Source organism: Pseudomonas sp. PK-RTE-24, from assembly GCF_054052265.1.
Genome location: NZ_CM133224.1, coordinates 1560086 through 1585395, shown reverse-complemented (window position 1 = coordinate 1585395; position 25310 = coordinate 1560086). Strand labels below are relative to the sequence as shown.

The window sequence follows — 25310 nt, the reverse complement described above, 5'->3', positions numbered from 1 at the left end:
TTTCCATGGAAGCGGATGCCTTGGGCGAAATCAGTTTTTTTCAGGATTCCCCTGGTAAACGCGTCTATCCGCATACCGGCACGGCCGGCAAACCGGCTCAACCGACACCGCGCCTCGAAGCGCACTTCGAGCGTTTGCAGCCGATGCTTCCGGACTGGCTGAACGACGCACTGCCCATGGATCAGACGCGTTACAGCCGGCACCTGCTGGATCTGACAACGCTGCAGCACGAAAACAACGGCAAATCCTTTCAAAGCGAAATCACCAGCCTGCAGGCGTTCACTCGTGCAGCGCTGATCAAACAGATTCTCAAGGAGCAGCCCGGCGCCAAAGACGTGAACATCGACAACATCGAAATCACCATCACCAGTCTCGTGGTCTGGGGCACGTTTGTATTGCCGGGAAATACTCAGGCTCAGACATGGACGCTGACCGAGCTTGCCCTGCAAAACCTCGCAGGCCTGCCGTTGGGCAACAAGACTGTGCGGTACAAGGATGGCAGCCCGGTACCCGAGTGGATGAGCGCGACTTTTCTGGAAAAACTGGTCAGCACGGTCGACATCGGCAAGACCTACCCGGCGCATCTCAAGGCCATGCTGCTAGACGACCCCGTGCAAGCGCCGCTGTTGCAAGGGCTCTACACCAGTCAGTTGCGCATTGAGCTGCCATTGCTGGCGTTGCAGCACAAGATCCGGGGTAGAGCCGGCCTCGATGAATCGGGTTATCGATACGTGGTCGCCGCATTCGCCACGACTGGCGCGGAACGCTACGTCGATGGCGAGGAAATCGTCATTCGCCCTTTGGCCTTCGTCGCTCATCGCAGCCGCTCCACCGCAGACACTGTCGACAACATGTATGTCATAGGCCCGCGCGATGCCGACAAAGGACCGTGCGTGCTGTATCGACCGCTGTTCGACAAGACTCTGCTGCAATATCCGGGGCCCGCGAATCTGCTTTTTGCGATCCAGCATTCGCGACATTTGCGTGACTCGGTACTGGCCTGGTTGCCGGACGATGTGCGCTTCAATTACAGCCAGTTCGTCTTCACCGCCAGGCTGCCGTCGGTGTGGACGATCCCGCAACTGATGATCAATCCGACCACTGCGCTGGATATGTCAGGCGCGGTCGCGCTGGGCACTCAGGTGATCGCCAGCGATGTCCTCGCAACCCTGCACGAACGCAACGTCAAGGCGCTTGTCACTCAAGCCGACCGGCAGTCGGTCTCCGATGCAGAAGCACGCTGGGCCTCGCTGAAACAGGGCGGCTGGGTGATGCTCAATGCCGCGCTGCCGTTCCTGGGCCGCAGCGTAGGCACAGCGGCGTGGATCTGGCAGATCATGGATGATCTGCAGGAAATCACCGACGGCGCCAACGAGCAATCGGGGAAGATCGCCTGGACGGCCATCGCCGATATTCTCCTGGCGCTGGGCATGGTGCTCGCCCACCGTGCGGCGGTGGGCGATGCGCCATCGACACCCGTGGCCACGGAGCTCGAAGAGGACGCAGCGACGACCAGACCTGCCGCCAGAATCGTCAAAGCGCTGCGCCAGCCCGATATCACCGGCCCGCAATTGACCCAATTCCATGGCACATCGATCGACAGCATCACGGCGCTGAAGCGATCCCCGACGGCACTCGCCACGCTGTTGGACGGGTTCGAGGTCGGCAAGCCCAAAGCCCTTGGCGCAGCCACCCGGGAAGGCGCGTACCGAGACCTCTACGCCCACGCAGACAAATGGTACGCCCGGGTCGGTGAGCGCTGGTTCGAAGTCGCGCGCAACGCGCATGGCGATGTGCACATCGTCGATACGCGTCAGTCGACCCGACCTGCCGGGCCCAGGCTTGCCTATACCGCCAATGGCCAATGGGTGATAGATCTGCGTTTGCGCCTGCGCGGAGGCGGGCTGGAGGACGGGCGCAAGGTGGCGCAAGGCAAAAAAAACCAGGAGGTGGCCGTATTGTCCGAGCAGATCACCGCGTTCGATTTGACGATGGAGAGCAAAGGCAGCCGTCTCGATACCGAACGCAACAGCCTGCGCGAAGCCCCTGCGCAGGCACGCGAACAAGCGCTTGCGCAGTACCTCGCCACGCTCGATTCACAGCACAACGAATATGCCGCGAACATTCAGCTGATCAAGACACTCAACTGCAAGCAATCGATTCCCAACTACCGCACGGTCATGCCGGAGCGGTTGGACATGCAGTTGTTTCTGGGACAGGAGTGGCTGAGTAATAACGCTTCGGATTACCAGCAACGCGTACTGAGGGTGCAGGCGATACTCGACGACGAACTGCGCAGCGAATCGCAGGCAGCCACCTCTGCGTTCGAACAGTTGAACGATGCCACTCAAACCATTATCGAGAAAATGGAGTCGGCTGAAGCCTGCCTGGATGAACTGACCAGGCTGGGACCTGATGGTCTGGAGATAAAGCAGAAATACAACATCAGCCTGGCGCCCTACCCGCTGGATGATCTGAAGACTCTGCAGATCAGTCTCGGCCAATACACCTGCATCAAGCCCGGCGATTCCACCGCTCATGTCGAGGCGCAACAAGCGCTGTCCAGTCTGTTCGAAGATGCTGCGCTGAACGTTCAGAGTTCGCGGGACCTGAGCGCCGATGAAAGCCTCAGTGATCTGCGCATACGCATCGACGCCCTGAGTCAGGTGAGCGAACAGTTTGCTTCCGTGGACAAGCGTTTCGATGACCTGGCGAGTGAATATTCCGAACACATACACACGGAACGCCTCAGGCAATTGCAGGCGCGCGTGGCCGCATTCAAGGATAGCGCCGACAACCGACTCGCCGACCTGTTGCGCTACCGGCATTTACTGGTGCCGCAAGCCGGTCCGTCGAGACCAGCAACGTCAGCTTCGAATCGGCAGATCATCAAGACACGCAACAAGGGCACCCTGGTCGGCCAGCGGAAAAAAAGCCTCGACGGCAAGAACACCGATCTGGTCGAAGTCGGTACGGCGCTGACGAGAGTGATCGCGACATTCAAGGAGGAGTCGCCAGGAATCTGGGTCGAGCAGAGTGCAAGGCCTGCACCGTTGCCTAAAGCCCGGCCCAACCTCAACAAGAGCATCAGCGAAGGGCAGGCATTGATCGACGGGCTGGCGGCGTTTCATCGGCGCATCGAGGCGCGTCTCAAACGCGGCTCGCGCATTCCAGTGGAGGTCGAAGAGGAATACCACAACCACGCCACCCTATTGCGCAAAGCCTGTGCGGCGATCGATGAAGCGTTAACGGCGAGTAACCTCACCGCTGCTCTGCATGAACCGTCCGAAGAGCTCAACCACAAGCTCGACGCTGCGGCTACGACACTGGAGCAAAAAGGCACCAGCACGCGAATCCGCCTGGTCAAGCAACAACTGCCAACAGCTGCCGGGGTCGAGTGGCTCAAGGACAAGGGCGAAGTGAGCATCTCGAAAACCCTGACCCGACGGCGTCTGAGGCGCCATCAGAACGATTTTCTCGACGAGTATCAGATTCGTGATGCGCATACCGACAAGGTCCTCTGCTATGCGCATTTCCATTACAGCAGCGTCGACGCGCCCGTTGGTGCATTTGTGCGTGGACATATGAAAACGCTCGCTCAGCACCGCATGGGGGGCGTCGCCGAAATAACGGGTGTGGATAATCAGAGGCTGATTGAAATCCATCGCAGCGAAATTTCCAGTCGCAGCGCCGAAACGCTGTTCTTCAATCTTGCCAAGCCTGCCGCAGACGCGACAGAGCCGCTTTGATCGCAGGCTCAGGTACGGCGGCAAAACCCAGCACCAGGCCGGCGCGCTTATCCATGGGCGTAGTCGAGTCGGGTAACCAGTAGCTGCTCAGGCCGTTGATTTCGACATCGACATCAGCGGCCTGAGCGATCAATTGCTGCTCGCGCTCGATGCTGTCCACGGCGACGGTCAGGTGCAGCCCGGCCGACACGGCGGGCAACTGACCGACACCGGCGATCATCGGCCAGCCTTCGAGCAGGCAGTTGCGCCGGCTCAGCGCAGCCCGGCGCATGCGACGGATATGTCGCTGGAAATGCCCGGCAGCCATGAATTCGGCCATCACCGCTTGGGTGCTGACCTCCGAATGCCGCACATCGACGGCGCGGCGTTGCGCAAACGCGTCGACCAGCGCTGGCGGCAGCACCAGATAACCAAGGCGCAACGCCGGAAAAGCGACCTTGCCGAAGGTGCCGACGTAGAGCACACGCCCCTGACGATCAAGTGCGGCCAACGGCGCCAGCGGTGCGCCGGTGTAGCGGTACTCGCCGTCGTAATCATCCTCGACGATCCAGCCGCCGACACGCTCGGCCCAGGCGAGCAATTCCAGACGCCGGGCCAGACTCATCACCACTCCGGTCGGGTACTGATGAGACGGCGTGACATAAGCCACCCGACAATCGATGAGCCGGGCCATGGCGCTGCAATCGATGCCGTCGCTATCTACCGCCACCCCATGCAATTTCGCCCCCGCCACAGCGAAGGCATGCCCGGCGGCGCGATAGCCCGGATTCTCGATCGCCACCCCGTCCCCCGGCTCGACCAGCAACTGTGCACAAAGGCTGATGCCCTGCTGTGCGCCACTGGTGATCACAATTTGCTCAGCCGTGCACTGCATGCCGCGCGAGCTGCGCAAATACGCAGCAATCATGCCGCGCAGCCGCGCATCACCGGCCGGGTCGCCGTAACACAGCTGCTGCAGATCCGGTTTGCGCCAGAAAGCCGCGTTCAGCTTGGCCCAGACCTCGAACGGGAACAGATCGAATGCAGGCACACCCACCCGAAAAGCGCGCGGCGGACCGCTCGGTGGTCGAGGTAAATGATGCCTTTCAATGCGAGAAAAGCCACCACTGTGGATAACTTTGCTGGATGGATTCACAGGTAAATCCAGCCAATTTGTGGATAAGGCTGTGGGTAAGCCTGTTGACAAGCCTGTGGATGAATTTGTGGATAGTTTTTTCTCAGGCGTGGATGCCTGAGCCAATTGCGCCACGTAAGTACCGTCGCCGACGCGCCCTTCGATAAAGCCCTCGGCATACAACTGATCGTAGGCACGCACCACGCTGTTACGGGAAATGCCCAGCGCCGAGGCCAGGTCTCGGCTGGCCGGCAATCGCGTGCCACTGGCCAGGCGTCCATCCAGCACCCGCAGGCGCAGAGCCTGATAGAGCTGGCGACTCAGGCCTTGGCGGCGATCAAGCGCGATACCGGCCGGGTTGAAGGGCATCGACAAGGGTGGCAGATCGGGCATGGCGAATGGACCTATGAAATGGCTCATCAATGGCTCTTACAACGGACCAATAGCCTGCCTAGGATGCAGGCATTCGCCAAGGAAAATCTGTCCATGTACACGCCACGCGCCTTTGCCATCGAAGACTTGTCCCAACTGCACGAACTGATCCTCGCCACGCGCCTGGCCATTCTGGTCAGCCACGGTGACAGCGGATTGCAAGCCAGCCACGTGCCGGTGCTGCTGCATCGCGAACAAGGTGAATACGGCACGCTCTACGGCCATCTGGCCAAGGCCAATCCGCAGTGGAAAGACCTGCGTGACGGCGCCGAGGCGATGTTGATCTTCGCCGGCCCGGACGCCTACGTCAGCCCGGGCTTCTATCCGAGCAAGGCCGAGCACGGCAAGGTCGTGCCGACCTGGAACTACATCGCCGTGCACGCCTACGGCCAGGCTGAGACCTTCAGTGATGGCGGCCGCTTGCTCGACATTGTCAGCACCCTCACCGACCGTCACGAGGCAGGCCGTGCCCAGCCATGGTCGGTCGACGATGCGCCAGCCGAATACATCGACGGCATGCTCAAGGCCATCGTCGGGTTTGCCATTCCCATCGACCGCCTCGAAGGCAAACGCAAGCTCAGCCAGAACCGCAGCGCCGAAGATATTGCCGGGGTGCGCGAAGGCCTTGCCGCCAGCCCCGACGCCAACGATCAAACCCTCGCCCGCCTGATGCGCTAAGGAAATCACCATGACTGAGATCGACATTCGCCAGGTCAGCGCCGACGACCACGATGCCTGGCTGCCGTTGTGGCAAGCCTATTTGCGCTTCTACAACACCGAACTGCCGGACGCCGTCACCCAGAGCACCTGGCAGCGCTTTCTCGACCCGAATGAACCGACCCACGCCGCCCTCGCGTGGGCCGATGGCAAAGCATTGGGCATGGTGCATTACATCTATCATCGCTCGAACTGGAGCATCGAAAATTCCTGCTATTTGCAGGATCTGCTGGTGGTGCCGGAAGCCCGTGGCACCGGTGTCGGTCGGCTGTTGATCGAGCATGTCTACGCTACCGCCAAGGCCGATGGTTGCTGCAAAGTCCACTGGCTGACCCATGAAACCAACGCCACGGCGATCCAGCTCTACGAGCGCATTGCCGAACGTCCGGGATTCATCCAGTTTCGTAAAGCCCTTTAAGGAGACGCGCACATGACTGCTTCACTCGCTGACTGGAAAGGCGTCCCCGCCCCCTCCGCCGCGCTGCTCGAAGGCCGTTTCATTCGTCTGGAAAAACTCGACCCGGCGCGTCATGGCGATGAGCTTTACGCCGCCCTCGAAGGGCCGGGTGCCGATCCGAAGCTTTGGGATTACTTGCCTTACGGTCCGTTTCGCGAGCGCAGCGCGTTCAACGACTGGCTGAACAATCATGCAGCCAACAGCGACCCGTATTTCTTCAGCATCATCGACCGTGCGACTGGTCAGGTCCAAGGCATCCTCAGCCTGATGTCGATCGTCCCGGCGCAGGGCCGCATCGAAATCGGCCACGTCACTTTCGGTGCGCCAATGCAGCGCTCGCCGAAAAGCACCGAGGCGGTGTACCTGCTGGCCAAATATTCGTTCGAGCTGGGTTACCGGCGCCTGGAATGGAAGTGCAACAACGGCAACGCCCGCTCCAAATACGCGGCCGAGCGTCTGGGCTTCAGCTTCGAAGGCGTGTTTCGCCAGCACATGGTGGTCAAGGGGCAGAACCGCGATACCGCGTGGTATTCGATTCTGGATGCGGAATGGCCAGCGATTGGTGCTGGGTTCGAGCGCTGGCTGAGCGATGAAAACCAGACGCCTGCTGGCCAACTCAAAGGTCTGGCCGAATGCCGTAGCTGAACTTCACGGATACCCCTGTGGGAGCGAGCCTGCTCGCGAAGGCGCTGTGTCAGTCACTGCAAATGTGGCCTGACTGACCGCTTTCGCGAGCAGGCTCGCTCCCACAATTGGCGGGGTCTTTCTTAACGACGCAGTTCTTGCGCCAGCACCGCAATGTGCTCTGGCCCGATCCCGCAGCAGCCACCCAGATGACTGGCGCCGCGCTGTTGCCAGTCCAGCGCCCAGTGCAGATACCCCGGCGGATCGAGATCGTCACGCAACGGGTCGAGGCCGTCGTTGGCCGTGGCTTCTTTCGGTTGCGGAGGAAACGCGTTGGCATACGCGCCGATGTGGATATCCACACCGAGACGCTCAAAGGTTGCGCGCGCCGCGTCGATTGCTGCGCCAATCACTTCAGGCTGACTGCAGTTGAACAGCAGGGTTTCGACGCAGAGTTCAGCCGCCACCGCAGCCGCTTCGGCCACTGGCTCGCCAGAGCGCAGGCGCGGCACTTCATCGGTGTCTTCATCCTTGAGCGTGAATGACAGCCAGAACGGTTTGCCATCCTTCGGCAGCCCGGCGTGAATGGCCCGCGCCTCGACGATCGAGCTTTGCGTTTCTGCCAGCCACAGGTCCACATGTGGCGCCAGACCGTTAACCAAAGGCGTCAACAGTTCGGTCACGCGACCAGCCTCGAACAGATCCGGACGGTACGAACCAAACAGCGGCGGCAACGAACCGGCAACACGCACTGGCTTGCCGGATGTCTGCACCGCCCGCCGCGCCAACTCCCCCGCCAGTGCCGCAAGCGCCTGGCCTTCAGCCGCAAAGCGCGCCTCGCCAATGTGAAACGGCACCACCGCGTAACTGTTGCTGGTGATCACGTCGGCGCCGCTGTTGATGTAAGCGGCATGCACCGCCTCGACCGCCTGCGGCGCTTCGCTCAGCGCCAGTGCCGACCACTCGGGCTGGCGAAATGGCGCCCCGGCGCGTTGCAGTTCACGGCCCATGCCGCCATCGAGAATGACCGTACTTGCTGCGCCCATATGCTTTTCACTCATATGCTTATGAAAATAACTCACTATCAGAGTCGTTCTTATAACTATTTAATACGCACTACTCGGTTAATAACAACCTCTTTTTTCAACAGGAAGCGACTGTGAAATTCCAACCGCTATTGGCCCTGGGCCTGACCATTCTGGCCTCCACCCAAGCCTTCGGCGGCGCGACGCTGGACCGCGTCGAACAGAAAAAAGAGCTGGTCGGCGTGCTCATGGAAAGCTATCCGCCCTTCTCGTTTCTCAATGAGCAGAATCAACTCGACGGTTTCGATGTCGACGTTGCCAAAGCGGTGGCGGACAAGCTTGGCGTAAAACTGCGTCTCGAAACGCCGTCCTGGGACGTGATCGCCGCCGGCCGCTGGAGCGGGCGCTACGACATCTGCATCTGCTCGATGACCCCGAGCAAGGCCCGCGCAGAAGTGTTCGACTTCCCGGTCGAGTACTACGCCTCGCCAGCGGTAATCGTGGTCAATGCCAAGGACGATCGCATCCACAGCGCCAAGGATCTGAGCGGCAAAAAAGTCGGCCTGACCAGCGCCTCCAGCTACGAAAGTTATCTGAACAAAAATCTGGTGATCGAAGGCGCCGAGGCTACGCAGTTGCAGTATCCGTTCGAGGATGTGCAGATCGCTCCTTATGACACCGACAACGTCGCCTTCCAGGATCTGGGCCTGGGCGCCGGCGTGCGCCTGGATGCAATCCTTACCAATCTGGTCACCGCACAGCCGCGTCTGAATCAGGACCAGCGCTTCAAATTGGCCGGCGAACCGCTGTACTCGGAACCGAACTCGGTGGCCATCGAAAAGGGTGACCCGCAGTGGGACGCCAAGGTGCGCGAGGTGTTTGCCCAGCTGAAACAGGACGGCACCCTGAGCAAGCTGTCGCAGAAATGGATCGGCGCCGATATCAGCCAATGACTTCTTTTCCGACCCCGCCACAGCCACCGCAACCGGTGGCTGAAACACGCCTGCAAAAGCTCTTTGGTTTCCGCACGCGCCTGTACCTGACGTGGGCGGCGCTGTTCTGCCTGTTCGCCGGATTCTTCCTCAGCTTCGACCTGAAGTTCGCGATCATCCTCGACAAACTGCCCAACCTCGTTGGCCTGAAGCTGGCGCCGAACGGCTTCCTGCAAGGCGCAGCGCTGACCCTGTTCCTCTGCGCCTGCTCGATCATCGCCTCGTCGCTGCTCGGTTTCATCACCGCGCTGGCGCGCCTGTCGAGCAGCGCCGTGGCGTTTGGCATCGCCAGTTTCTACACCTCGTTCTTTCGCGGCACGCCATTGCTGATCCAGATCCTGCTGATCTACCTCGGCCTGCCGCAACTGGGCATCGTCCCCGGCGCCATCGTCGCCGGCATCATTGCCCTGTCGCTGAACTACGGCGCCTACCTGAGCGAAATCTTCCGCGCCGGCATCCTCGGCGTCGATCACGGCCAACGCGAAGCATCCCTGGCGCTGGGCCTGCGCGAAAGCGTGATCTTCTGGCGCATCACCCTGCCCCAGGCCATGCGCACGATTATCCCGCCGACCACCAACCAGTTCATCTCGATGCTCAAGGACTCGTCGCTGATCTCGGTGATGGGTGTCTGGGAAGTGATGTTTCTCGCTCAGTCCTACGGGCGCTCAAGCTATCGCTACATCGAAATGCTCACCACGGCGGCGATCATCTACTGGCTGATGTCGATCGGGCTGGAGCTGATTCAGGCACGGATGGAGCGGCATTACGGCAAGGCTTATGTGCGCCGTAGTTGAGGTGCATTCAAATGGTGTCCCGGCGAATCCGCACTACGCCCATTTTCATGCCGAAGGGGCGGAACACCGCGTTCAGCGACTTCAGGGTCTGATTGCCTTCGCCATGTTCGATATGCACCAGCGTGCGCACTGAAATCTTGCACATCTTCGCGAACTGGGACTGATGCAGACCGGTGACTTCGACCCGTAAACGGCGCACGGCGTCACCGATTTCCAGAGTGCCTTCGGCCAGCGCTTGCTGAATGCTTTCGATGAGCGCCATTCGATCAAGGACAGTAAGGTCCCGTGCAGATTTGAGTTTACTCATGACGCGGCTAATTCGTTTTGTGAAAGACGCAATTTAATGCAGCGTGATGACAGTTTTGGTAATTAAACTGCAACAAAATGCAGACGGGAGCCGCTGGGGCTTCAATCGACGCAAAACAATGCAGATGTACCCCGACGTATGTCGCTGTGACCCATATCGGCTGTAGGAAAACGAACCGCCGCCACCGCGCAAAAGTCTTGTTTGCGAAATCCCGTGAGGATTTTCGACAGAACGATCCGACGTCGCCTGCACAGCATCAGGAACCGACCGACATCGTGTTTTTCAAGGCAGCAATAGAGTTGAGCCTTTCATACAAGGAGGTTGAACTCGATGCCTGCCCTACACAAATACCGTCCCCATCACCTCGCTTTGGCGATCGCGCTGACCATTGGATCTGCCGAGGCGTCCATCGAACAGCAACCTGACGTCCAGGTTTCTGCAGAGATCAGCGAAGACAAAACCGCCAAGCCTCGAAAGAAGAAAACGCCCACGCCGAAAGCGGATCCTGATGACTTGTTTGCGATCAAGGAATTCATCGGCCCGCTGGAGCACACTTCTCCGTCGCCCGGACAGGCCTCTGACGCGCCTTCGGTCGATGCCGTACGCGCGACGGTTGCGATCGAGGATTTCAGTCCGGCCTTTTATGAAGGGCTGGAGTTTCCAGAGTTCGTGGTGGAGGAAACCGACGATGAGGAATTCGATCTTGTCGACCCGTTTGAACGCGACATGTTTGCGGTCACGACGCAGCGCTCTTTTGTCTCGAGCCCACTCGAGAATGTCGGCGGCGTATCCCTGCAACTAGGCGATGGAGATGACTTGCTGGTGATCAATAAGGGCGCCCGTTGGGACGGTCGCCTGGACGGTGGCGAAGGTGCGAACGGGCTGCTGTTCAATGCCAGAGAAGGCGGCGAGATCGGTGAAACGCGCAATTTCTCAGCCATGCGTATCGCACGTGGACAGTGGACCCTGCGTCACGCTTTCGAGGGTGATGCTGACGTCAAAGCCGACGCCGTGCTGATCAACTACGCATCGATCAATGGTGTCGATGTCGACCCGGGAGCGGTTTTTGGCGGTTATGGACATGTGACGGGGCTGTATGTCGCAGGAACACTGCTTGCCAGCCAGCAACACGGCTCTCCCAATATCAAAGGCAATCTGACGCTCCAAAAGGACGCTGTGTTTTCTTACGCCGTATCTGCCGACCGCGGCTCAGATCCCGTGCATGTTAAGGGCACCGCAAGCCTGGGAGGTGCGCGTGTCGAGATTTATGGCGTACCGGGCGACTACGCTCGTACCAATGAGTATCGGCTGTTGTCTGCAAACGTCATTGATGGCGAGTTCGGTGAGGTCACCACGAATCTGGCCTACATGACACCAACGCTCTCCTATGAGCCAAACGCCGTGAAACTGCACTACGTGCGCAACGATGTAGGGTTCGAAGAACTGGCCCAAACGCGCAGTGCTCGTTCGATTGCGCGGAGCATGGATAATCGAGAGGCTTCCACTCGAGCTTTCGAAATCGGCGCCAACAGGGCCGTCGCCGCACTGCTGACCAGCGATAAAACCACCGCGCCCATCGCCCTCGATCAACTCGCCGCAGGCAGCAATGCCAACCTCGCCAAAGCCACGCTGAGCAGTATCACGCCGGTCAGTACGAGCATGCTCTCGGCGATGCGCCAACTGGACAACCGTTCCGGCTCTACTGACGGCTCGCGCAGTTCATCGCGTCAGGCCGCAGGCAACGAAGACTCCGGACGGGTGTGGGTTCAGGCGCTGGGCCACGGCGGCAAGGTTGACCGCGACGCTGACGGCATCCTCCAACATGCCACGCAAGGACTGGTCGTGGGCGCTGACTGGCGACTCGATGAGCACTGGCATGTCGGCCTGCTTGGCGGCAAATCGCAGACGAAACTCGATGCCCGCCAGTACGACGGCGACCTCGACAGCTGGCACCTCGGTGCCTATGCCGTGCGTCAGGACGGCCCGCTGTCGCTGCGTCTCGGCGCGACCTACGCCAGCCATGACGGCAGCAGCACACGGCGGGTAGCGTTCAAGGGTTTCAGCGATCGTCTCAAGGGCAATTACAACGCCAATACTCAGCAAGCATTTGCCGAGGCCGGGTTCAATCTGGGCCGGGATCGCTTAACCCTCGAGCCCTACGCCAGCCTCGGCTATCAGCGCTATCAGCGCGACAGCTACAACGAAAAGGGCGGCGACGCGGCGTTGAGAGTCTACGGCCAGACCCGCGACAACTTCAGCAGCACCCTCGGTCTGCGTGTTGCGCAGGTCAGTACGCTGGATAACGGCATGCATTTGACCCCGCGATTGAGCGCAGGCTGGAAACATACCTACGGTGACATCGACAGTGACACCCGCCAGCAACTGCGCAAGGGCGGCAAGCGCTTCGAAGTGACCGGCGCGGCACTGGATCGGAACAGTCTGTCGCTGGATGCGGGGCTCGATCTTGGTCTTTCGGCGGCGCACACACTGGGCGTGGGCTTGACGGGTGAGCTGGGCAGCGACAGCCGAACGTATGGCGTGGCGGGTCAATGGCGCATGGCGTTCTGATGGATTAAGCACGCCTCGTGTGGGAGCGAGCCTGCTCGCGAAAGCGGTGAATCATACAAAGATGCTATTGGCTGACCTGGCGCATTCGCGAGCAGGCTCGCTCCCACATTGGCTCTTCAAGGGAGCTGGGTAACGGCGGAAATCACAGGCAAAAAAAAGGGGAGCACATGCCCCCCCGAGGTTTAAAGCGTTGGATCGCGACTGTTATCTCAGCCTTCGATCTCGATGAGGATTTCGCCCGGGTTGACCCGGTCGCCCTTGGCCACATGAATCGCCGTGACCTTGCCGCCGATGGCAGCCTGGACTTCGGTCTCCATCTTCATCGCTTCGGTGATCAGTACCGCCTGGCCTGCCTTGACGGTATCGCCCTCCTTGACCAGCACATCGACGATGTTGCCGGGCATGGTGGTGCTCACGTGGCCTGGTGCCGAGGCCTGTTTGCGTTTGCTGCTGCCACCACCGACAAATTCGTTGAGCGGTTCGAACACCACTTCTTCCGGCATGCCGTCGATGGACAGATAGAAGTGGCGCTTGCCCTCGGCCTTGACGCCGACACCAGTGATGTCGACGCGGTAGGTTTCGCCGTGCACATCGATGACAAACTCGGTCGGCACACCTTCGCCGCTCGCCGAGGTAACGGCGCCCGCTTCCGGGATCGGCAAAAGCACTTCCGGCGTAAGAGTGCCGGCGGCGCGTTCTTCAAGGAACTTGCGGCCGATGTCCGGGAACATGGCGAAGGTCAGTACGTCTTCTTCGGATTTGGCCAGTGCGCCGATATCGGCACGCAGCTTGGTCATTTCCGGTTTGAGCAGATCGGCCGGGCGCACGTCGATGACGTCTTCGCTGCCGATCGCCTGGCGCCGCAGCTTTTCATTGACCACGCCCGGTGCCTTGCCGTAGCCGCCCTGCAGATACAGCTTCACTTCGTTGGTGATGGTCTTGTAGCGCTCGCCGGCCAGTACGTTGAAAAACGCCTGGGTGCCGACGATTTGCGAGGTTGGGGTCACCAGCGGCGGGAAGCCGAGGTCTTCACGTACGCGCGGGATTTCTGCGAGCACTTCGCCCATGCGATTCAGAGCGCCCTGCTCTTTCAACTGGTTGGCGAGGTTGGAGATCATCCCGCCCGGCACTTGGTTGACCTGCACACGGGTATCGACGGCGGTGAATTCGCTTTCGAACTGGTGGTACTTCTTGCGTACGGCATAGAAGTACAGGCCGATTTCCTGGAGCAGCTCCAGATTCAGGCCGGTGTCGTACTCGGTGCCCTTGAGCGCGGCGACCATTGATTCGGTGCCCGGGTGGCTGGTGCCCGAGGCGAAGCTGGAGATTGCGGTATCAATGTGATCGGCGCCGTTTTCGATCGCCTTGAGCTGGCACATGGCGGCCAGGCCGGCGGTGTCGTGGGAGTGGATGAACACCGGCAACGACTGCTCGGCTTTCAGAGCACGCACCAGTTCACCAGTGGCATACGGGGTCAGCAGACCGGCCATGTCCTTGATCGCTACCGAGTCACAGCCCATGGATTCCATTTGCTTGGCCTGGGTGACGAAAGCGTCGATGGTGTGCACCGGGCTGGTGGTGTAGGCGATGGTGCCTTGCGCATGTTTGCCTGCAGCTTTCACTGCTTCAATGGCAACGCGCAGGTTACGCACATCGTTCATCGCATCGAAGATGCGGAACACGTCGATGCCGTTCACCGCTGCTTTGGCGACGAAAGCTTTGACCACGTCATCGCTGTAGTGGCGATAGCCGAGCAGATTCTGCCCGCGCAGGAGCATTTGCAGGCGGGTATTGGGCAGCGCCGCACGCAGTTGGCGCAGGCGCTCCCACGGGTCTTCCTTGAGAAAGCGCACGCAGGCGTCGAACGTCGCGCCGCCCCAGCATTCCAGCGACCAGTAGCCGACCTTGTCGAGCTTGTCGCAGATCGGCAGCATGTCTTCGGTGCGCATGCGGGTGGCGAGCAGCGATTGGTGAGCGTCGCGCAGGATGGTGTCTGTTACGAAGATTTTCTTGCTCATTCTTGTATTCCTCACAGGCCTGCGTGGGCGGCGATGGCGGCGGCGATGGCCAGGGCCAGCTCTTCGGGTTTGCGCTTGATCGAGTAGTTGGTCAGTTCCGGGTGGCTTTCAACGAAGCTGGTGTTGAACTGGCCGCTACGGAATTCCGGGTTGCGCAGGATTTCCTGGTAGTAGGCGGCGGTGGTCTTCACGCCCTGCAGACGCATGTCGTCCAGCGCCCGCAGACCACGGTCCATCGCCTCTTCCCAGGTCAGTGCCCAGACCACCAGTTTCAGGCACATCGAGTCGTAGAACGGTGGAATGGTGTAGCCGGTATAGATCGCCGTGTCGGTGCGCACGCCCGGGCCGCCGGGGGCGTAGTAACGGGTGATCTTGCCGAAACTCGGCAGGAAGTTGTTCTTCGGGTCTTCGGCGTTGATACGGAACTGCAACGCAAAGCCACGGTGCTGAATGTCTTCCTGCTTCACCGATAGCGGCAGGCCGGAAGCGATGCGAATCTGTTCGCGGACGATGTCGATGCCGGTGATTTCTTCGGTGATGGTGTGTTCCACCTGCACCCGCGTGTTCATTTCCATGAAGTACACCTCGCCCTCGGCGAGCAGGAACTCCACGGTGCCGGCGTTCTCGTAGCCCACAGCCTTGGCTGCACGTACCGACAGGTCGCCGATGTAGGCGCGCTGTTCCGGGGTCAGCTGCGGGCTCGGCGCGATCTCGATCAGCTTCTGGTTGCGGCGCTGGATCGAGCAGTCACGCTCGAACAGGTGCACGACATTGCCGAAGCTGTCGCCAAGGATCTGCGCTTCAATGTGCTTGGGATTGACGATGCATTTTTCCAGGAACACTTCCGCCGAACCGAACGCCTTGGTGGCTTCGGAGATGACCCGGGGGAAGTTCTGTTCGAGTTCTTCGCGGCTGTTGCAGCGACGGATACCGCGCCCGCCACCACCGGAGGTGGCCTTGAGCATTACCGGATAACCGATACGGTCGCCTTCGACCAAGGCTTCTTCGATGCCGGAGACGTTGCCTTCGGTACCGGGCGTTACCGGTACGCCGGCCTTGATCATGCTGCGGCGCGCTTCGGTCTTGTCGCCCATGCGCCGGATGACCTCCGCCGACGGGCCGATGAATTTGATGCCGCGCTCGGCGCAGATTTCCGCCAGCTCGGCGTTTTCCGAAAGGAAGCCGTAGCCGGGGTGCAGCGCATCGCAGCCGGTTTCCACCGCCAGGTTCACCAGCTTGCGCGGGTTCAGATAGCCGGCCAGTGGCTCGGCACCCACGCTGTGGGCCTCGTCCGCACGCTTCACATGCAAGGCATGGCGATCGGCGTCGGAGAAAATCGCAACCGAGCGAATGCCCATTTCGGCGCAGGCTCGTACGATGCGTACGGCAATCTCACCACGGTTGGCGATCAGGATCTTTTTTATCACTTGGAGGTTCCCTTGAGCCGGTGGCACCACGACCTGCTAGACCCAGGTCGACGCGTGACCAAATGTTTCAATTCAGTCGCAGGTCCACACTAGCGCTGCTGAGGGATTAACAAAAATGAATAAAAATTGGGTCAGGCATAAGCAAACACTTATAGTTGAAGCAACTGACCGCTGACCGAGCCTGAAAAGTATGCGTAAGTCATTGATGCGTATGACATTGCGTCAATTTCAGATCTTCAATGAGGTCTGTGATTTACGCTCGTACAGTCGCGCCGCCGAGGAAATGTCCCTCACACAACCGGCCGTGAGCCTACAGATTCGTCAGCTGGAAGAGCTGATTGGCCAGCCGCTGTTCGACTATGTCGGCAAAAAACTCTACATGACCGAGGCGGCGGAAGCGCTTCAGCGCGCCAGCCGCGACATTTTCGGACGACTGGAAAACCTCGACATGCAACTGTCGGACATGCAGGGTTCACTGCAGGGTCAGCTGAAACTGGCGGTGGAATCGAGCGCCAAATATTTCGTGCCGCATCTGTTCGCCGCGTTCAAGCGCCAGCATCCGGAAGTCAATTTGCAGCTGACCGTGGTCAACCGTGGCCAGGTCATCCGCCGCCTCTCGGACAACCGCGATGATCTGGTGATCATGTCGATGGTGCCGCAGGACATGGGCCTGGAATTTCTGCCGTTCCTCAACAATCCGATTGTCGCCGTGGCGCGTCCGGATCACCCGCTGGCGCACCTGGGCCCGTTGCGCTTGCAGGATCTGGAGCCGTATACGCTGCTGATCCGCGAGCCGGGCTCGGGCACGCGCCTGGCCTGCGAAGAATATTTCAAGGAAAAGCGCGTGCACTTCACCCAGACCCAGGAGGTAGCCTCGGCCGAAGCCCAGCGCGAATGCGTGGTCGCGGGTCTGGGCCTGGCGCTGCTGACGCGCCACGCCCTGAACCTGGAGCTGGCGACCGGCGGCCTGGTCGAGCTGCCGGTCGAGGAGTTGCCGTTGATGCGCAGCTGGTGTCTGGTGCAAGCCAAAGCCAAACGGCTGTCACCGGTGGCGCACGCCTTCCTGGCGTTCATCCGCAGCGAGCGGGCGCAGATTATTGCGCTGGTTGAGCGTTTCGACGGGAAGCGGCGGGCGCTGCCTGCCAGTGCGTGATCTCGGGAAAATCGCCGATCTCGGCCTGAAGCTGGCGAAGTTCGAAGCGATCCTCGATTGCGCGGCGAAATTCCATGCGGCGCTGATCTTCCTGCTGACGACGGGTTTTCGCGGCGCTGTTGCGTTCTTCGTAGGGCTGAGCCATTTCGAGTCTCCCAGGGCGAGTACGGGAGTTTCACGATAGGCGTGGGGGATGACGGTTTGGCTGCGCGGGGATGACAATGTGATGAAATGTGCGCAGGGATGTGCTGTTGTTGAGGACGCTTTCGCGAGCAGGCTCGCTCCCACATTTGATCCCGTTATGACCCAGAATTTATGTTCTCAGAAGCCCCCCTGTGGGAGCGAGCCTGCTCGCGAACAAGGTCGGAACGACCTTGCTCAATCGTCCAGCGCTTTCACGGCCTTGGGCGACAAACGCAGACTGCGCAGACTGCGCTTCACGCTCTTGAGGTGATTGACCAGGCTCGGCCCGCGCGCCATGGCCACGCCCATTGCCAGCACGTCGATCACCACCAGGTGGGCGATTCGCGAGGTCAGCGGCGTGTAGATCTCGGTGTCTTCATGCACATCGATCGCCAGATTGACGGTCGACAGTTCGGCCAACGGCGTCTGGCTCGGGCACAGGGTGATCAAGGACGCCCCGCTCTCGCGAACGAGGTTAGCTGTGATCAGCAGATCCTTGGAGCGCCCCGACTGGGAAATACAGATCGCCACATCGGTCGGTTTCAAGGTAACGGCTGACATGGCCTGCATGTGCGGGTCGGAGTACGCCGCCGCGGTCAGCAGCAACCGGAAGAACTTGTGCTGCGCATCCGCCGCCACCGCGCCCGAGGCACCGAAGCCGTAGAACTCGACACGCTGCGCCTGCGACATCAGCGTCACTGCGCGCTGCAACTCGACCGGGTCGAGCTTCTCGCGCACTTCCATCAAAGTGTGCAGCGTGGTGTCGAAAATCTTCAGGCTGTAGTCGGCGACGGAGTCATCTTCGTGGATCGCGAACTGGCCGAAGCTGGCGCCGGCGGCCAGGCTTTGCGCCAGTTTCAGTTTGAGATCCTGAAAGCCGGAACAACCGATGGCGCGGCAGAAGCGCACGATGGTCGGCTCGCTGATGCCGACGCTGTGAGCCAGGTCGGCCATGGAACTGTGCATCACTGCCGCAGGGTCAAGCAGCACGTGGTCGGCGACCTTGAGCTCCGACTTGCGTAACAGGTGACGTGACTGGGCGATGTGTTGCAGCAGATTCAAGGGGCTGGACTCTTCTTGTGGGCAAGGATGTAGCAAGCTTGTAGTTATACTACATGAATGGGCATTTTGCCTGCTCAATGCGTAACTCGATGTCCCGGCATCAGGCGCGCTGAGGTGCATGTAGCCCTTACTGCGGATTGGCCTGATCACGCAAAAGCCCGGCCAGACGGGCAGCGTCCACCGGCCGGCTGATCAGATAACCTTGCACTTCGTCGCAGCGTTCGGCGCGCAGAAATGCCAGCTGATCCTCACGCTCGACACCCTCGGCGACGACTTTGAGGGCCAGTCCGTGGGCCATAGCGATGATCGCGCGAGTGATCGCCGCGTCCGCACTGCCCTCGCTCAAGCCGCGAATGAACGCCTGATCGATCTTCACGTAATCCACCGGAATGCGCTTGAGGTAACTCAACGACGAATACCCGGTACCGAAATCATCGATCGCCAGTTTCACCCCCAGATCGCGCAGTTGCTGGAATGTGGCAATGATGTGTTCGACGCTGTCGAGCAAATGGCTCTCGGTCAGCTCCAGCTCGAGGTAGTGCGGCGCCAGCCCGGTTTCTTCCAGCACTTGCCGGACCAGACTGACCAGCTTGCCTTGGCGCAGTTGATGCACCGACAGGTTCACCGACACGCGGATCGGCGCCAGCCCCTGCCGTTGCCATTCGCAGGCTTGCCAGCACGCCTGACGCAAAACGAATTCGCCGATCGGCCCGATCAGACCGGTCTCTTCGGCCAGGCCAATGAAATCTGCCGGCGGCACCTGGCCCATGCTCGGATGATCCCAGCGCACCAGCGCTTCAGCGGCATTCATGCGGCCGGTTTGCAGGCACAGTTTGGGTTGGTAGAACACTGTCAGTTGCTGTTCTTCAATGGCTCGGCGCAAGTGGTTTTCCAGCTGCAAGCGTTCGAGTGTGCTGGCTTGCAGGCTGTCGGTGAAGAACTGGAAATTGTTGCCGCCCAGATGTTTGGCATGCTGCATGGCCATGTTCGACTGGCTGACCAGCGCGGAAATCTCCCGCGCGTTGTCCGGCAACAGGCTGATGCCCATCGAAGCGCTGACCACCAATTCATGCCCGTCGACGCTCAGCGGCAAACGCAGCTTGGCCGACAACCGCGTCGCTACCCGTGCCAGGCTCGACAGATTGCCGTAGGCATCGAACAGCACGGCAAACTCGTCTCCGGACAAGCGCGCAATGGTGTCGGCCTCAGGCAAGGCATTGACCAGCCGCCGCGCCATTTTTTGCAGCAGCTGATCGGCGACTTCATGGCCGAGGCTGTCATTGAGCAATTTGAAACGATCCAGATTGATGTGCAGCAATGCGAGACTGCGGCGCCCGCCCTGCCGCACCCGCTGATGGGCTTCGTGCAGGCGTTCGCGGAACAGTGAACGGTTGGCCAGGCCGGTGAGCTCGTCGTAATGGGTCAGATAACGCAGGCGTTCTTCCGACGCACGCCGTGCCGAGAGGTCGGCGAAGAAGCCGACAACATGGCTGACATTGCCCCGGCTGTCGCGCACCGCGTTGAGCTGCAACCACTGCGGGTACAACTCGCCGTTCTTGCGGGTTTCCACCAACTCACCCTGCCAACTGCCGTGCTGCTCCAGTGCATGCCGGATCGCCACATAGTGGCGATGGGCATCGCGGCTGCAGGGCAACTCGACGACGTTGCGCCCGAGCATGTCGTCGATCTCGTAACCGGTGACCCGGCTGAACGCCTGGTTGATCGCAATCAGCGCGTAGTTCGGGTCGAGAATCACGATGCCTTCGCTGGCCGCTTCGAACACCGTGGCCGCCAGCCGCTGCTGCTCTTCAAGGCTTTTGCTGGCGCTGATATCGCGGCGAGTGCCGACCATGCGGATCACCCGGCCGCTGGCGCTGCGCTCTACGGCGCGGCCACGGTCCTCGATCCACACCCAGTGGCCGTCGCCGTGGCGCAGGCGATACTCAACCTGATAATCCTCGGTGCGCCCCTTCAGATGCTCGACCAGGGCGAACTTGAGTGACGGCACATCCTCAGGGTGCAGTCGTGGCTTGAGGTCGCGCAGCAGCGCGGTGACGTATTCCGGGGCGAGGCCGAACAGTTCCTGAATCTGTGTGTGGTGGACTTCGTCGGTCTGCAGGTTCCAGTCCCACAATCCGAGCTCACTGGCCTTGAGCGCCAGCGCCAGGCGCGCTTCGCTTTTGCTCAGGGCCTGATTGGCGGCATCCAGTTCGCGGCTGCGCTGGGCCACGCGATCTTCCAGATCGACCTGCGCTTCACGCAATTGCGCCTCGGCACAGCGGCGCTGTTCGATCTCTTTGCCCAGCTCCTGATTGAGTTGTTCGCTGCACGTTTGCGCTTGCTGTAAATGCTCGATCAGATGCTGATTCTGGAAGCGCCGAAGCAATCCACGGTCGATCAGCCGATTGACCTGCCACGCCACCACGCTCAGCGAACCGAGCAGGATCAGCCCCAGCCAGCCCCAGCCCCGCGCCTGATCGTCGCCGCCCCAGAACAGGTAGCCGATCGCTGGCAGCAGGCACGGCAAGGTAAACGAGAGGAACGCCGGCAGGCTCACCGCGTAGGCGACGCTGGCCGACAGCGTTGCCGCGCCGATCAGGCCGAACACCCAGGCTTGCTGCATGAAGTTGTCAGCGGGCACCAGAGCGATGCCGGCTCCGGCCAGGGTCAGGCCGGTCATGGTCGAACCGAGCAGGAACATGCGGAACCAGATTGGCTGGGCCTGACGATCGGGAATCGCCGAATCGAACGCGGCCACCTGAATCACCCGCAGCGCGACCAGCGACAGCAGCCACACCAGCCAGACGCTGACCACGAAGTAGCGCTGCGGGCTCCAGAGCAAAGCGGCGCAGACCAGACCATTGATCAACATGAACAGCGTGGGCAACAACGAGCCCTGATACAGCAGACGCGTGCGCTCCACCGCCATTTCGACGGCATAGTGCTTGCGGATCACCCGGGGGTCCACGGAGGGCCCCGACAGTTCGGCGCTGAGGATCATGGGCAACGTTCTTGTTCTTATAGGAGGGCGTGCGCCCGAAACGTGGACGGAGCATACACAAGCCGATCCCGATGCCAAACTGCTGCCGATCACAATTGCGGGGAAATTTTCCGCCGCTTGCGCACCGCTGCAACCCCTCAGGCGAGACGGGCCGAAGCCTGCAGCCAGTGACCGACCGGTCGTCATCGGCAGCACTTTCATCGGCTAATGCAACGCACGGTTTGCCCGGGCCTGCGGCGCACCCTAGAATGCCCCGATGCGCGATGATCTCTCCCTTCTGCTGAACTCCCTCAACGATGCCCAACGCCAGGCCGTAGCAGCCCCCGTTGGCCGTCAGTTGGTCCTGGCCGGCGCCGGTTCCGGTAAAACCCGAGTGCTGGTGCACCGTATCGCCTGGTTGATCCAGGTCGAAAACGCCTCGCCTCACTCCATCCTGTCGGTGACCTTCACCAACAAGGCCGCTGCCGAGATGCGCCATCGCATCGAGCAGTTGCTGGGCATCAACCCGGCCGGCATGTGGGTCGGCACCTTCCACGGCCTCGCGCACCGCTTGCTGCGGGCGCACTGGCAGGAAGCGGGCCTGAGCCAGACCTTCCAGATTCTCGACAGCGATGACCAGCAACGACTGGTCAAGCGGGTGATCCGCGAACTGGGCCTGGACGAGCAACGCTGGCCGGCGCGTCAGGCGCAGTGGTTCATCAACGGCCAGAAAGACGAAGGTCTGCGGCCGCAACACATTCAGGCCAGCGGCGACCTGTTCCTCGCTACCATGCGCGGGATCTACGAAGCCTACGAGGCAGCGTGCCTGCGGGCTGGCGTGATCGACTTCTCCGAACTGCTGCTGCGTGCGCTCGATCTGTGGCGCGATCACCCGGGCCTGCTGGCGCATTACCAAAAGCGCTTCCGGCATATTCTGGTCGACGAATTCCAGGACACCAACGCCGTGCAGTACGCCTGGTTGCGCCTGCTCGGCAAGGGCGGCGACAGCCTGATGGTGGTCGGCGACGACGACCAGTCGATTTACGGCTGGCGCGGGGCGAAGATCGAGAACATCCATCAGTACTCTTCGGACTTCCCGGACTCCGAGACGATTCGCCTGGAGCAGAACTACCGATCCACTGCCGGCATCCTTAAAGCCGCCAACGCTTTGATCGCCAACAACACCGGGCGTCTCGGTAAAGAGCTGTGGACCGACGGTGGCGATGGCGAAGCGATCAACCTGTACGCCGCGTTCAACGAGCATGACGAAGCGCGTTACGTGGTGGAAACCATCGAAAGCGCGCTGAAAACCGGTCTGGCCCGTAGCGATATTGCGATTCTGTACCGCTCCAACGCCCAGTCGCGGGTGCTCGAAGAAGCCCTGCTGCGCGAGCGCATCCCGTACCGCATCTATGGCGGTCAGCGCTTCTTCGAACGCGCGGAAATCAAGAACGCCATGGCCTACCTGCGCTTGCTCGAAGGTCGTGGCAACGACGCGGCGCTGGAGCGAGTGATCAACGTACCCGCGCGGGGCATCGGCGAGAAAACCGTCGAAGCGATCCGCGAGCATGCGCGGCACAGCGACGTATCGATGTGGGAAGCGATGCGCCAGCTGGTGGCCAACAAAGGCCTGACCGGCCGTGCAGCGAGCGCGCTCGGTGCATTTATCGAACTGATCGAGAACCTCGCCGCCAAGTGCGCCGAGATGCCGCTGCACCTGATGACGCAAACCGTCATCGAGCAATCCGGCCTGATCGCTTATCACGAAGCGGAAAAAGGCGAAAAAGGCCAGGCCCGGGTGGAAAACCTTGAGGAACTGGTCAGCGCCGCACGTAACTTCGAGAACACCGAAGAGGACGAAGAACTGACCCCACTGGCGGCGTTCCTCGGCCACGCTTCGCTGGAGGCCGGCGACACTCAGGCCGACGAGCACGAAGACAGCGTGCAGCTGATGACCCTGCACAGCGCCAAAGGCCTGGAATTCCCTTACGTGTTCCTCGTGGGCATGGAAGAAGGCCTGTTCCCGCACAAGATGAGCCTGGAAGAACCGGGGCGTCTCGAGGAAGAACGGCGTCTGGCTTACGTCGGTATCACCCGGGCGATGCAGAATCTGGTCATGACCTACGCCGAAACCCGGCGCCTGTACGGCAGCGAAACCTACAACAAGGTGTCGCGTTTCGTCCGCGAGGTGCCGAAAGGCCTGATCCAGGAAGTGCGCCTGTCCAATAGCGTCAGCCGACCGTTCGGCGGCAACCAGTCGATGAGCGGCAGCAGCCTGTTCAACGGCAGCGAGATTCCGGAAACCGGTTTTGTGCTCGGTCAGGCCGTACGTCACTCGATCTTCGGCGAAGGGGTGATCCTCAACTTCGAAGGTTCCGGCGCCCAGGCCCGGGTGCAGGTGAACTTCAGCGAAGGCAGCAAGTGGCTGATGCTCGGCTATGCCAAGCTGGAAGCGATCTAATCACCGGCACTGAACCCATGTGGGAGCGAGCCTGCTCGCGAAAGCGCTGTGTCATCAAGCAATCATTTGCCTGACACGACACCTTCGCGAGCAGGCTCGCTCCCACAGGTTATGCGACGCAAGTGCATCAATCCCTCTGAACCTATCGCCTTTTCCTACAGACAAAAGTACATCGGCTGATTGCCTCGCCAAGCTGAACGCAACCTGTCAGGCAAAAGCCCGAAACACTCTCTCGCTAGCCAGTAACACTTCAGCTGTGCAACATGGCGCGCGTGTCTCCACAAAACGGGAATACCCTTTATGAAACGTTTTCTTAGCATCGCCATGGCGTTGTGCATCGGCCTGACGATGAGCCTCGACGCCAACGCCAAGCGCTTTGGTGGTGGCAAAAGCGCCGGCGCTGCGCCGACGCACCAGACCAGCCAGATGGCTCCCTCTTCTCCAGGCGTGGGCGGCGCAGCAGCGACCGCTGGCGCTGCCGGTGCTGCTGGCGCCGCGGCCAAGGCCGGCGGTGCGTCGCGCTGGCTCGGCCCATTGGCGGGTATTGCCGCCGGTGGCCTGCTCGCGTCGATGTTCATGGGCGACGGCTTCCAGGGCATGCAGATCTTCGACATCCTGATCATGGCCCTGATCGCGTTCGTGATCTTCCGCTTCATCGCCGCCCGTCGTCGCAAGCAGCAGGAGCAATTCGCTCCGGCCGGCGCGCCGATGCAGCGTGAAGTGTTCGAGCAGAAGCCTGCCGCCATGGGTTCGATCTTCGGTGGTTCGGCCGCTCCGGCTGCTGCCCGTCCGGTGATCAATGCACCGGCCTGGTTCAACGAACAGCGCTTCCTTGAAGCTGCGCGCAGCCACTTCCAGTCGCTGCAGCAGCACTGGGACGCCAACGAAATGGACAAGATCGCCGAGTTCGTGACCCCGCAAATGCTTGAGTTCCTCAAGCGTGAGCGAGCGGATCTGGGCGATGGCTTCCAGTCGACCTACATCGACAACCTGCAGGTGCAACTGGACGGCGTCGACGATCGTGCCGACAAGACCATCGCCACCCTGACCTTCACCGGCGTGTCGAAAACCTCACGTTTCGACCAGGGCGAAGTCTTCAGCGAAAGCTGGAACATGGAACGTCCGCAGGGCGACAACCAGCCTTGGCTGGTCGCCGGTATCCGCCAGAACGGCTGATCCCTGCTGCGCTTCACTTGCGGTAACAGAACCCCGGCCTCGGCCGGGGTTTTTCATTTCACGGTTGCATC

General features: G+C 60.8%; 18 protein-coding genes. 10 read left to right on the top strand and 8 right to left on the bottom strand.

Annotated elements, in window-relative coordinates:
- Positions 1-5 precede the first annotated feature (5 nt).
- Positions 6-3749 (top strand): dermonecrotic toxin domain-containing protein, encoded by a 3744-nt coding sequence (locus ACV8MC_RS06925; protein ID WP_457264879.1) that lies wholly within the window; start codon positions 6-8, stop codon positions 3747-3749.
- Here the strand turns inward: ACV8MC_RS06925 and pdxR are convergent.
- On the bottom strand, positions 3706-5256 hold the full coding sequence (gene pdxR / locus ACV8MC_RS06920) for a MocR-like pyridoxine biosynthesis transcription factor PdxR (protein WP_457265538.1): 1551 nt from the start codon (positions 5254-5256) through the stop codon (positions 3706-3708). The two genes, ACV8MC_RS06925 and pdxR, sit on opposite strands and share 44 nt — an antisense overlap.
- Before the next feature lie 93 nt (positions 5257-5349).
- Between pdxR and ACV8MC_RS06915 the strand changes: the two genes are divergently transcribed.
- From ACV8MC_RS06915 to ACV8MC_RS06905, 3 genes are read left to right on the top strand one after another with little or no spacing between them, the layout of a single operon-like run.
- Entirely contained in the window at positions 5350-5973 is a 624-nt protein-coding gene (locus ACV8MC_RS06915; RefSeq protein WP_236167796.1) for an FMN-binding negative transcriptional regulator, read from the top strand.
- A gap of 10 nt (positions 5974-5983) precedes the next feature.
- Entirely contained in the window at positions 5984-6430 is a 447-nt protein-coding gene (locus ACV8MC_RS06910; RefSeq protein ID WP_236167797.1) for a GNAT family N-acetyltransferase, read from the top strand.
- Between the two features lie 12 nt (positions 6431-6442).
- Positions 6443-7114, top strand: coding sequence for a GNAT family N-acetyltransferase (locus ACV8MC_RS06905; protein WP_236167798.1), 672 nt, complete (start codon positions 6443-6445; stop codon positions 7112-7114).
- Positions 7115-7236: 122 nt separating this feature from the next.
- On the opposite strand, the gene ACV8MC_RS06900 is transcribed toward ACV8MC_RS06905, so the two are convergent.
- Positions 7237-8139: a homocysteine S-methyltransferase family protein gene (locus ACV8MC_RS06900; RefSeq protein ID WP_236167799.1), complete on the bottom strand. Its 903-nt coding sequence runs from the start codon at positions 8137-8139 to the stop codon at positions 7237-7239.
- 113 nt (positions 8140-8252) lie between these two features.
- Here ACV8MC_RS06900 and ACV8MC_RS06895 point away from each other — a divergent pair, with 113 nt between their 5' ends.
- A complete protein-coding gene (locus tag ACV8MC_RS06895) occupies positions 8253-9071 on the top strand; it encodes an ABC transporter substrate-binding protein (protein ID WP_236167800.1) in 819 nt (272 codons plus the stop codon).
- Entirely contained in the window at positions 9068-9904 is an 837-nt protein-coding gene (locus tag ACV8MC_RS06890) for an amino acid ABC transporter permease (RefSeq protein WP_122698746.1), read from the top strand. The genes ACV8MC_RS06895 and ACV8MC_RS06890 overlap by 4 nt, the downstream gene beginning before the upstream one ends.
- A gap of 7 nt (positions 9905-9911) precedes the next feature.
- On the opposite strand, the gene ACV8MC_RS06885 is transcribed toward ACV8MC_RS06890, so the two are convergent.
- Entirely contained in the window at positions 9912-10211 is a 300-nt protein-coding gene (locus ACV8MC_RS06885; protein ID WP_236167801.1) for a helix-turn-helix domain-containing protein, read from the bottom strand.
- 330 nt (positions 10212-10541) lie between these two features.
- Here ACV8MC_RS06885 and ACV8MC_RS06880 point away from each other — a divergent pair, with 330 nt between their 5' ends.
- The gene (locus ACV8MC_RS06880; protein WP_236167802.1) at positions 10542-12779 is read left to right on the top strand and encodes an autotransporter outer membrane beta-barrel domain-containing protein; all 2238 of its coding nucleotides are present in this window, start codon (positions 10542-10544) and stop codon (positions 12777-12779) included.
- A gap of 209 nt (positions 12780-12988) precedes the next feature.
- Here ACV8MC_RS06880 and oadA read toward each other — a convergent pair whose 3' ends face one another.
- Together oadA and ACV8MC_RS06870 are read right to left on the bottom strand one after the other, a co-directional pair.
- Positions 12989-14797 carry a sodium-extruding oxaloacetate decarboxylase subunit alpha gene (gene oadA / locus ACV8MC_RS06875; RefSeq protein ID WP_236167803.1) on the bottom strand — a complete coding sequence of 603 codons (1809 nt, stop codon included), beginning with the start codon at positions 14795-14797 and terminating at the stop codon, positions 12989-12991.
- An 11-nt stretch (positions 14798-14808) separates the two neighbouring features.
- Positions 14809-16224, bottom strand: a complete 1416-nt coding sequence (locus tag ACV8MC_RS06870; RefSeq protein ID WP_024014853.1) for an acetyl-CoA carboxylase biotin carboxylase subunit — start codon at positions 16222-16224, stop codon at positions 14809-14811.
- A 190-nt stretch (positions 16225-16414) separates the two neighbouring features.
- Between ACV8MC_RS06870 and ACV8MC_RS06865 the strand changes: the two genes are divergently transcribed.
- Entirely contained in the window at positions 16415-17377 is a 963-nt protein-coding gene (locus ACV8MC_RS06865) for a LysR family transcriptional regulator (RefSeq protein ID WP_457264874.1), read from the top strand.
- Here the strand turns inward: ACV8MC_RS06865 and ACV8MC_RS06860 are convergent.
- The 3 genes from ACV8MC_RS06860 to ACV8MC_RS06850 all read right to left on the bottom strand — a co-directional run bounded on the left by ACV8MC_RS06860 (position 17319) and on the right by ACV8MC_RS06850 (position 21623).
- Positions 17319-17522, bottom strand: a complete 204-nt coding sequence (locus ACV8MC_RS06860) for a PA3496 family putative envelope integrity protein (RefSeq protein ID WP_080902479.1) — start codon at positions 17520-17522, stop codon at positions 17319-17321. The genes ACV8MC_RS06865 and ACV8MC_RS06860 overlap by 59 nt on opposite strands.
- 233 nt (positions 17523-17755) lie before the next feature.
- The gene (gene hexR / locus ACV8MC_RS06855) at positions 17756-18622 is read right to left on the bottom strand and encodes a transcriptional regulator HexR (RefSeq protein WP_007962240.1); all 867 of its coding nucleotides are present in this window, start codon (positions 18620-18622) and stop codon (positions 17756-17758) included.
- A 127-nt stretch (positions 18623-18749) separates the two neighbouring features.
- A complete protein-coding gene (locus ACV8MC_RS06850; RefSeq protein ID WP_457264873.1) occupies positions 18750-21623 on the bottom strand; it encodes a putative bifunctional diguanylate cyclase/phosphodiesterase in 2874 nt (957 codons plus the stop codon).
- 256 nt (positions 21624-21879) lie between these two features.
- Between ACV8MC_RS06850 and uvrD the strand changes: the two genes are divergently transcribed.
- The gene (gene uvrD / locus ACV8MC_RS06845) at positions 21880-24063 is read left to right on the top strand and encodes a DNA helicase II (protein WP_095181201.1); all 2184 of its coding nucleotides are present in this window, start codon (positions 21880-21882) and stop codon (positions 24061-24063) included.
- A 300-nt stretch (positions 24064-24363) separates the two neighbouring features.
- Complete coding sequence (locus ACV8MC_RS06840; protein ID WP_122506273.1) at positions 24364-25239, top strand: Tim44 domain-containing protein; 876 nt, start codon at positions 24364-24366, stop codon at positions 25237-25239.
- Positions 25240-25310: the final 71 nt, after the last annotated feature.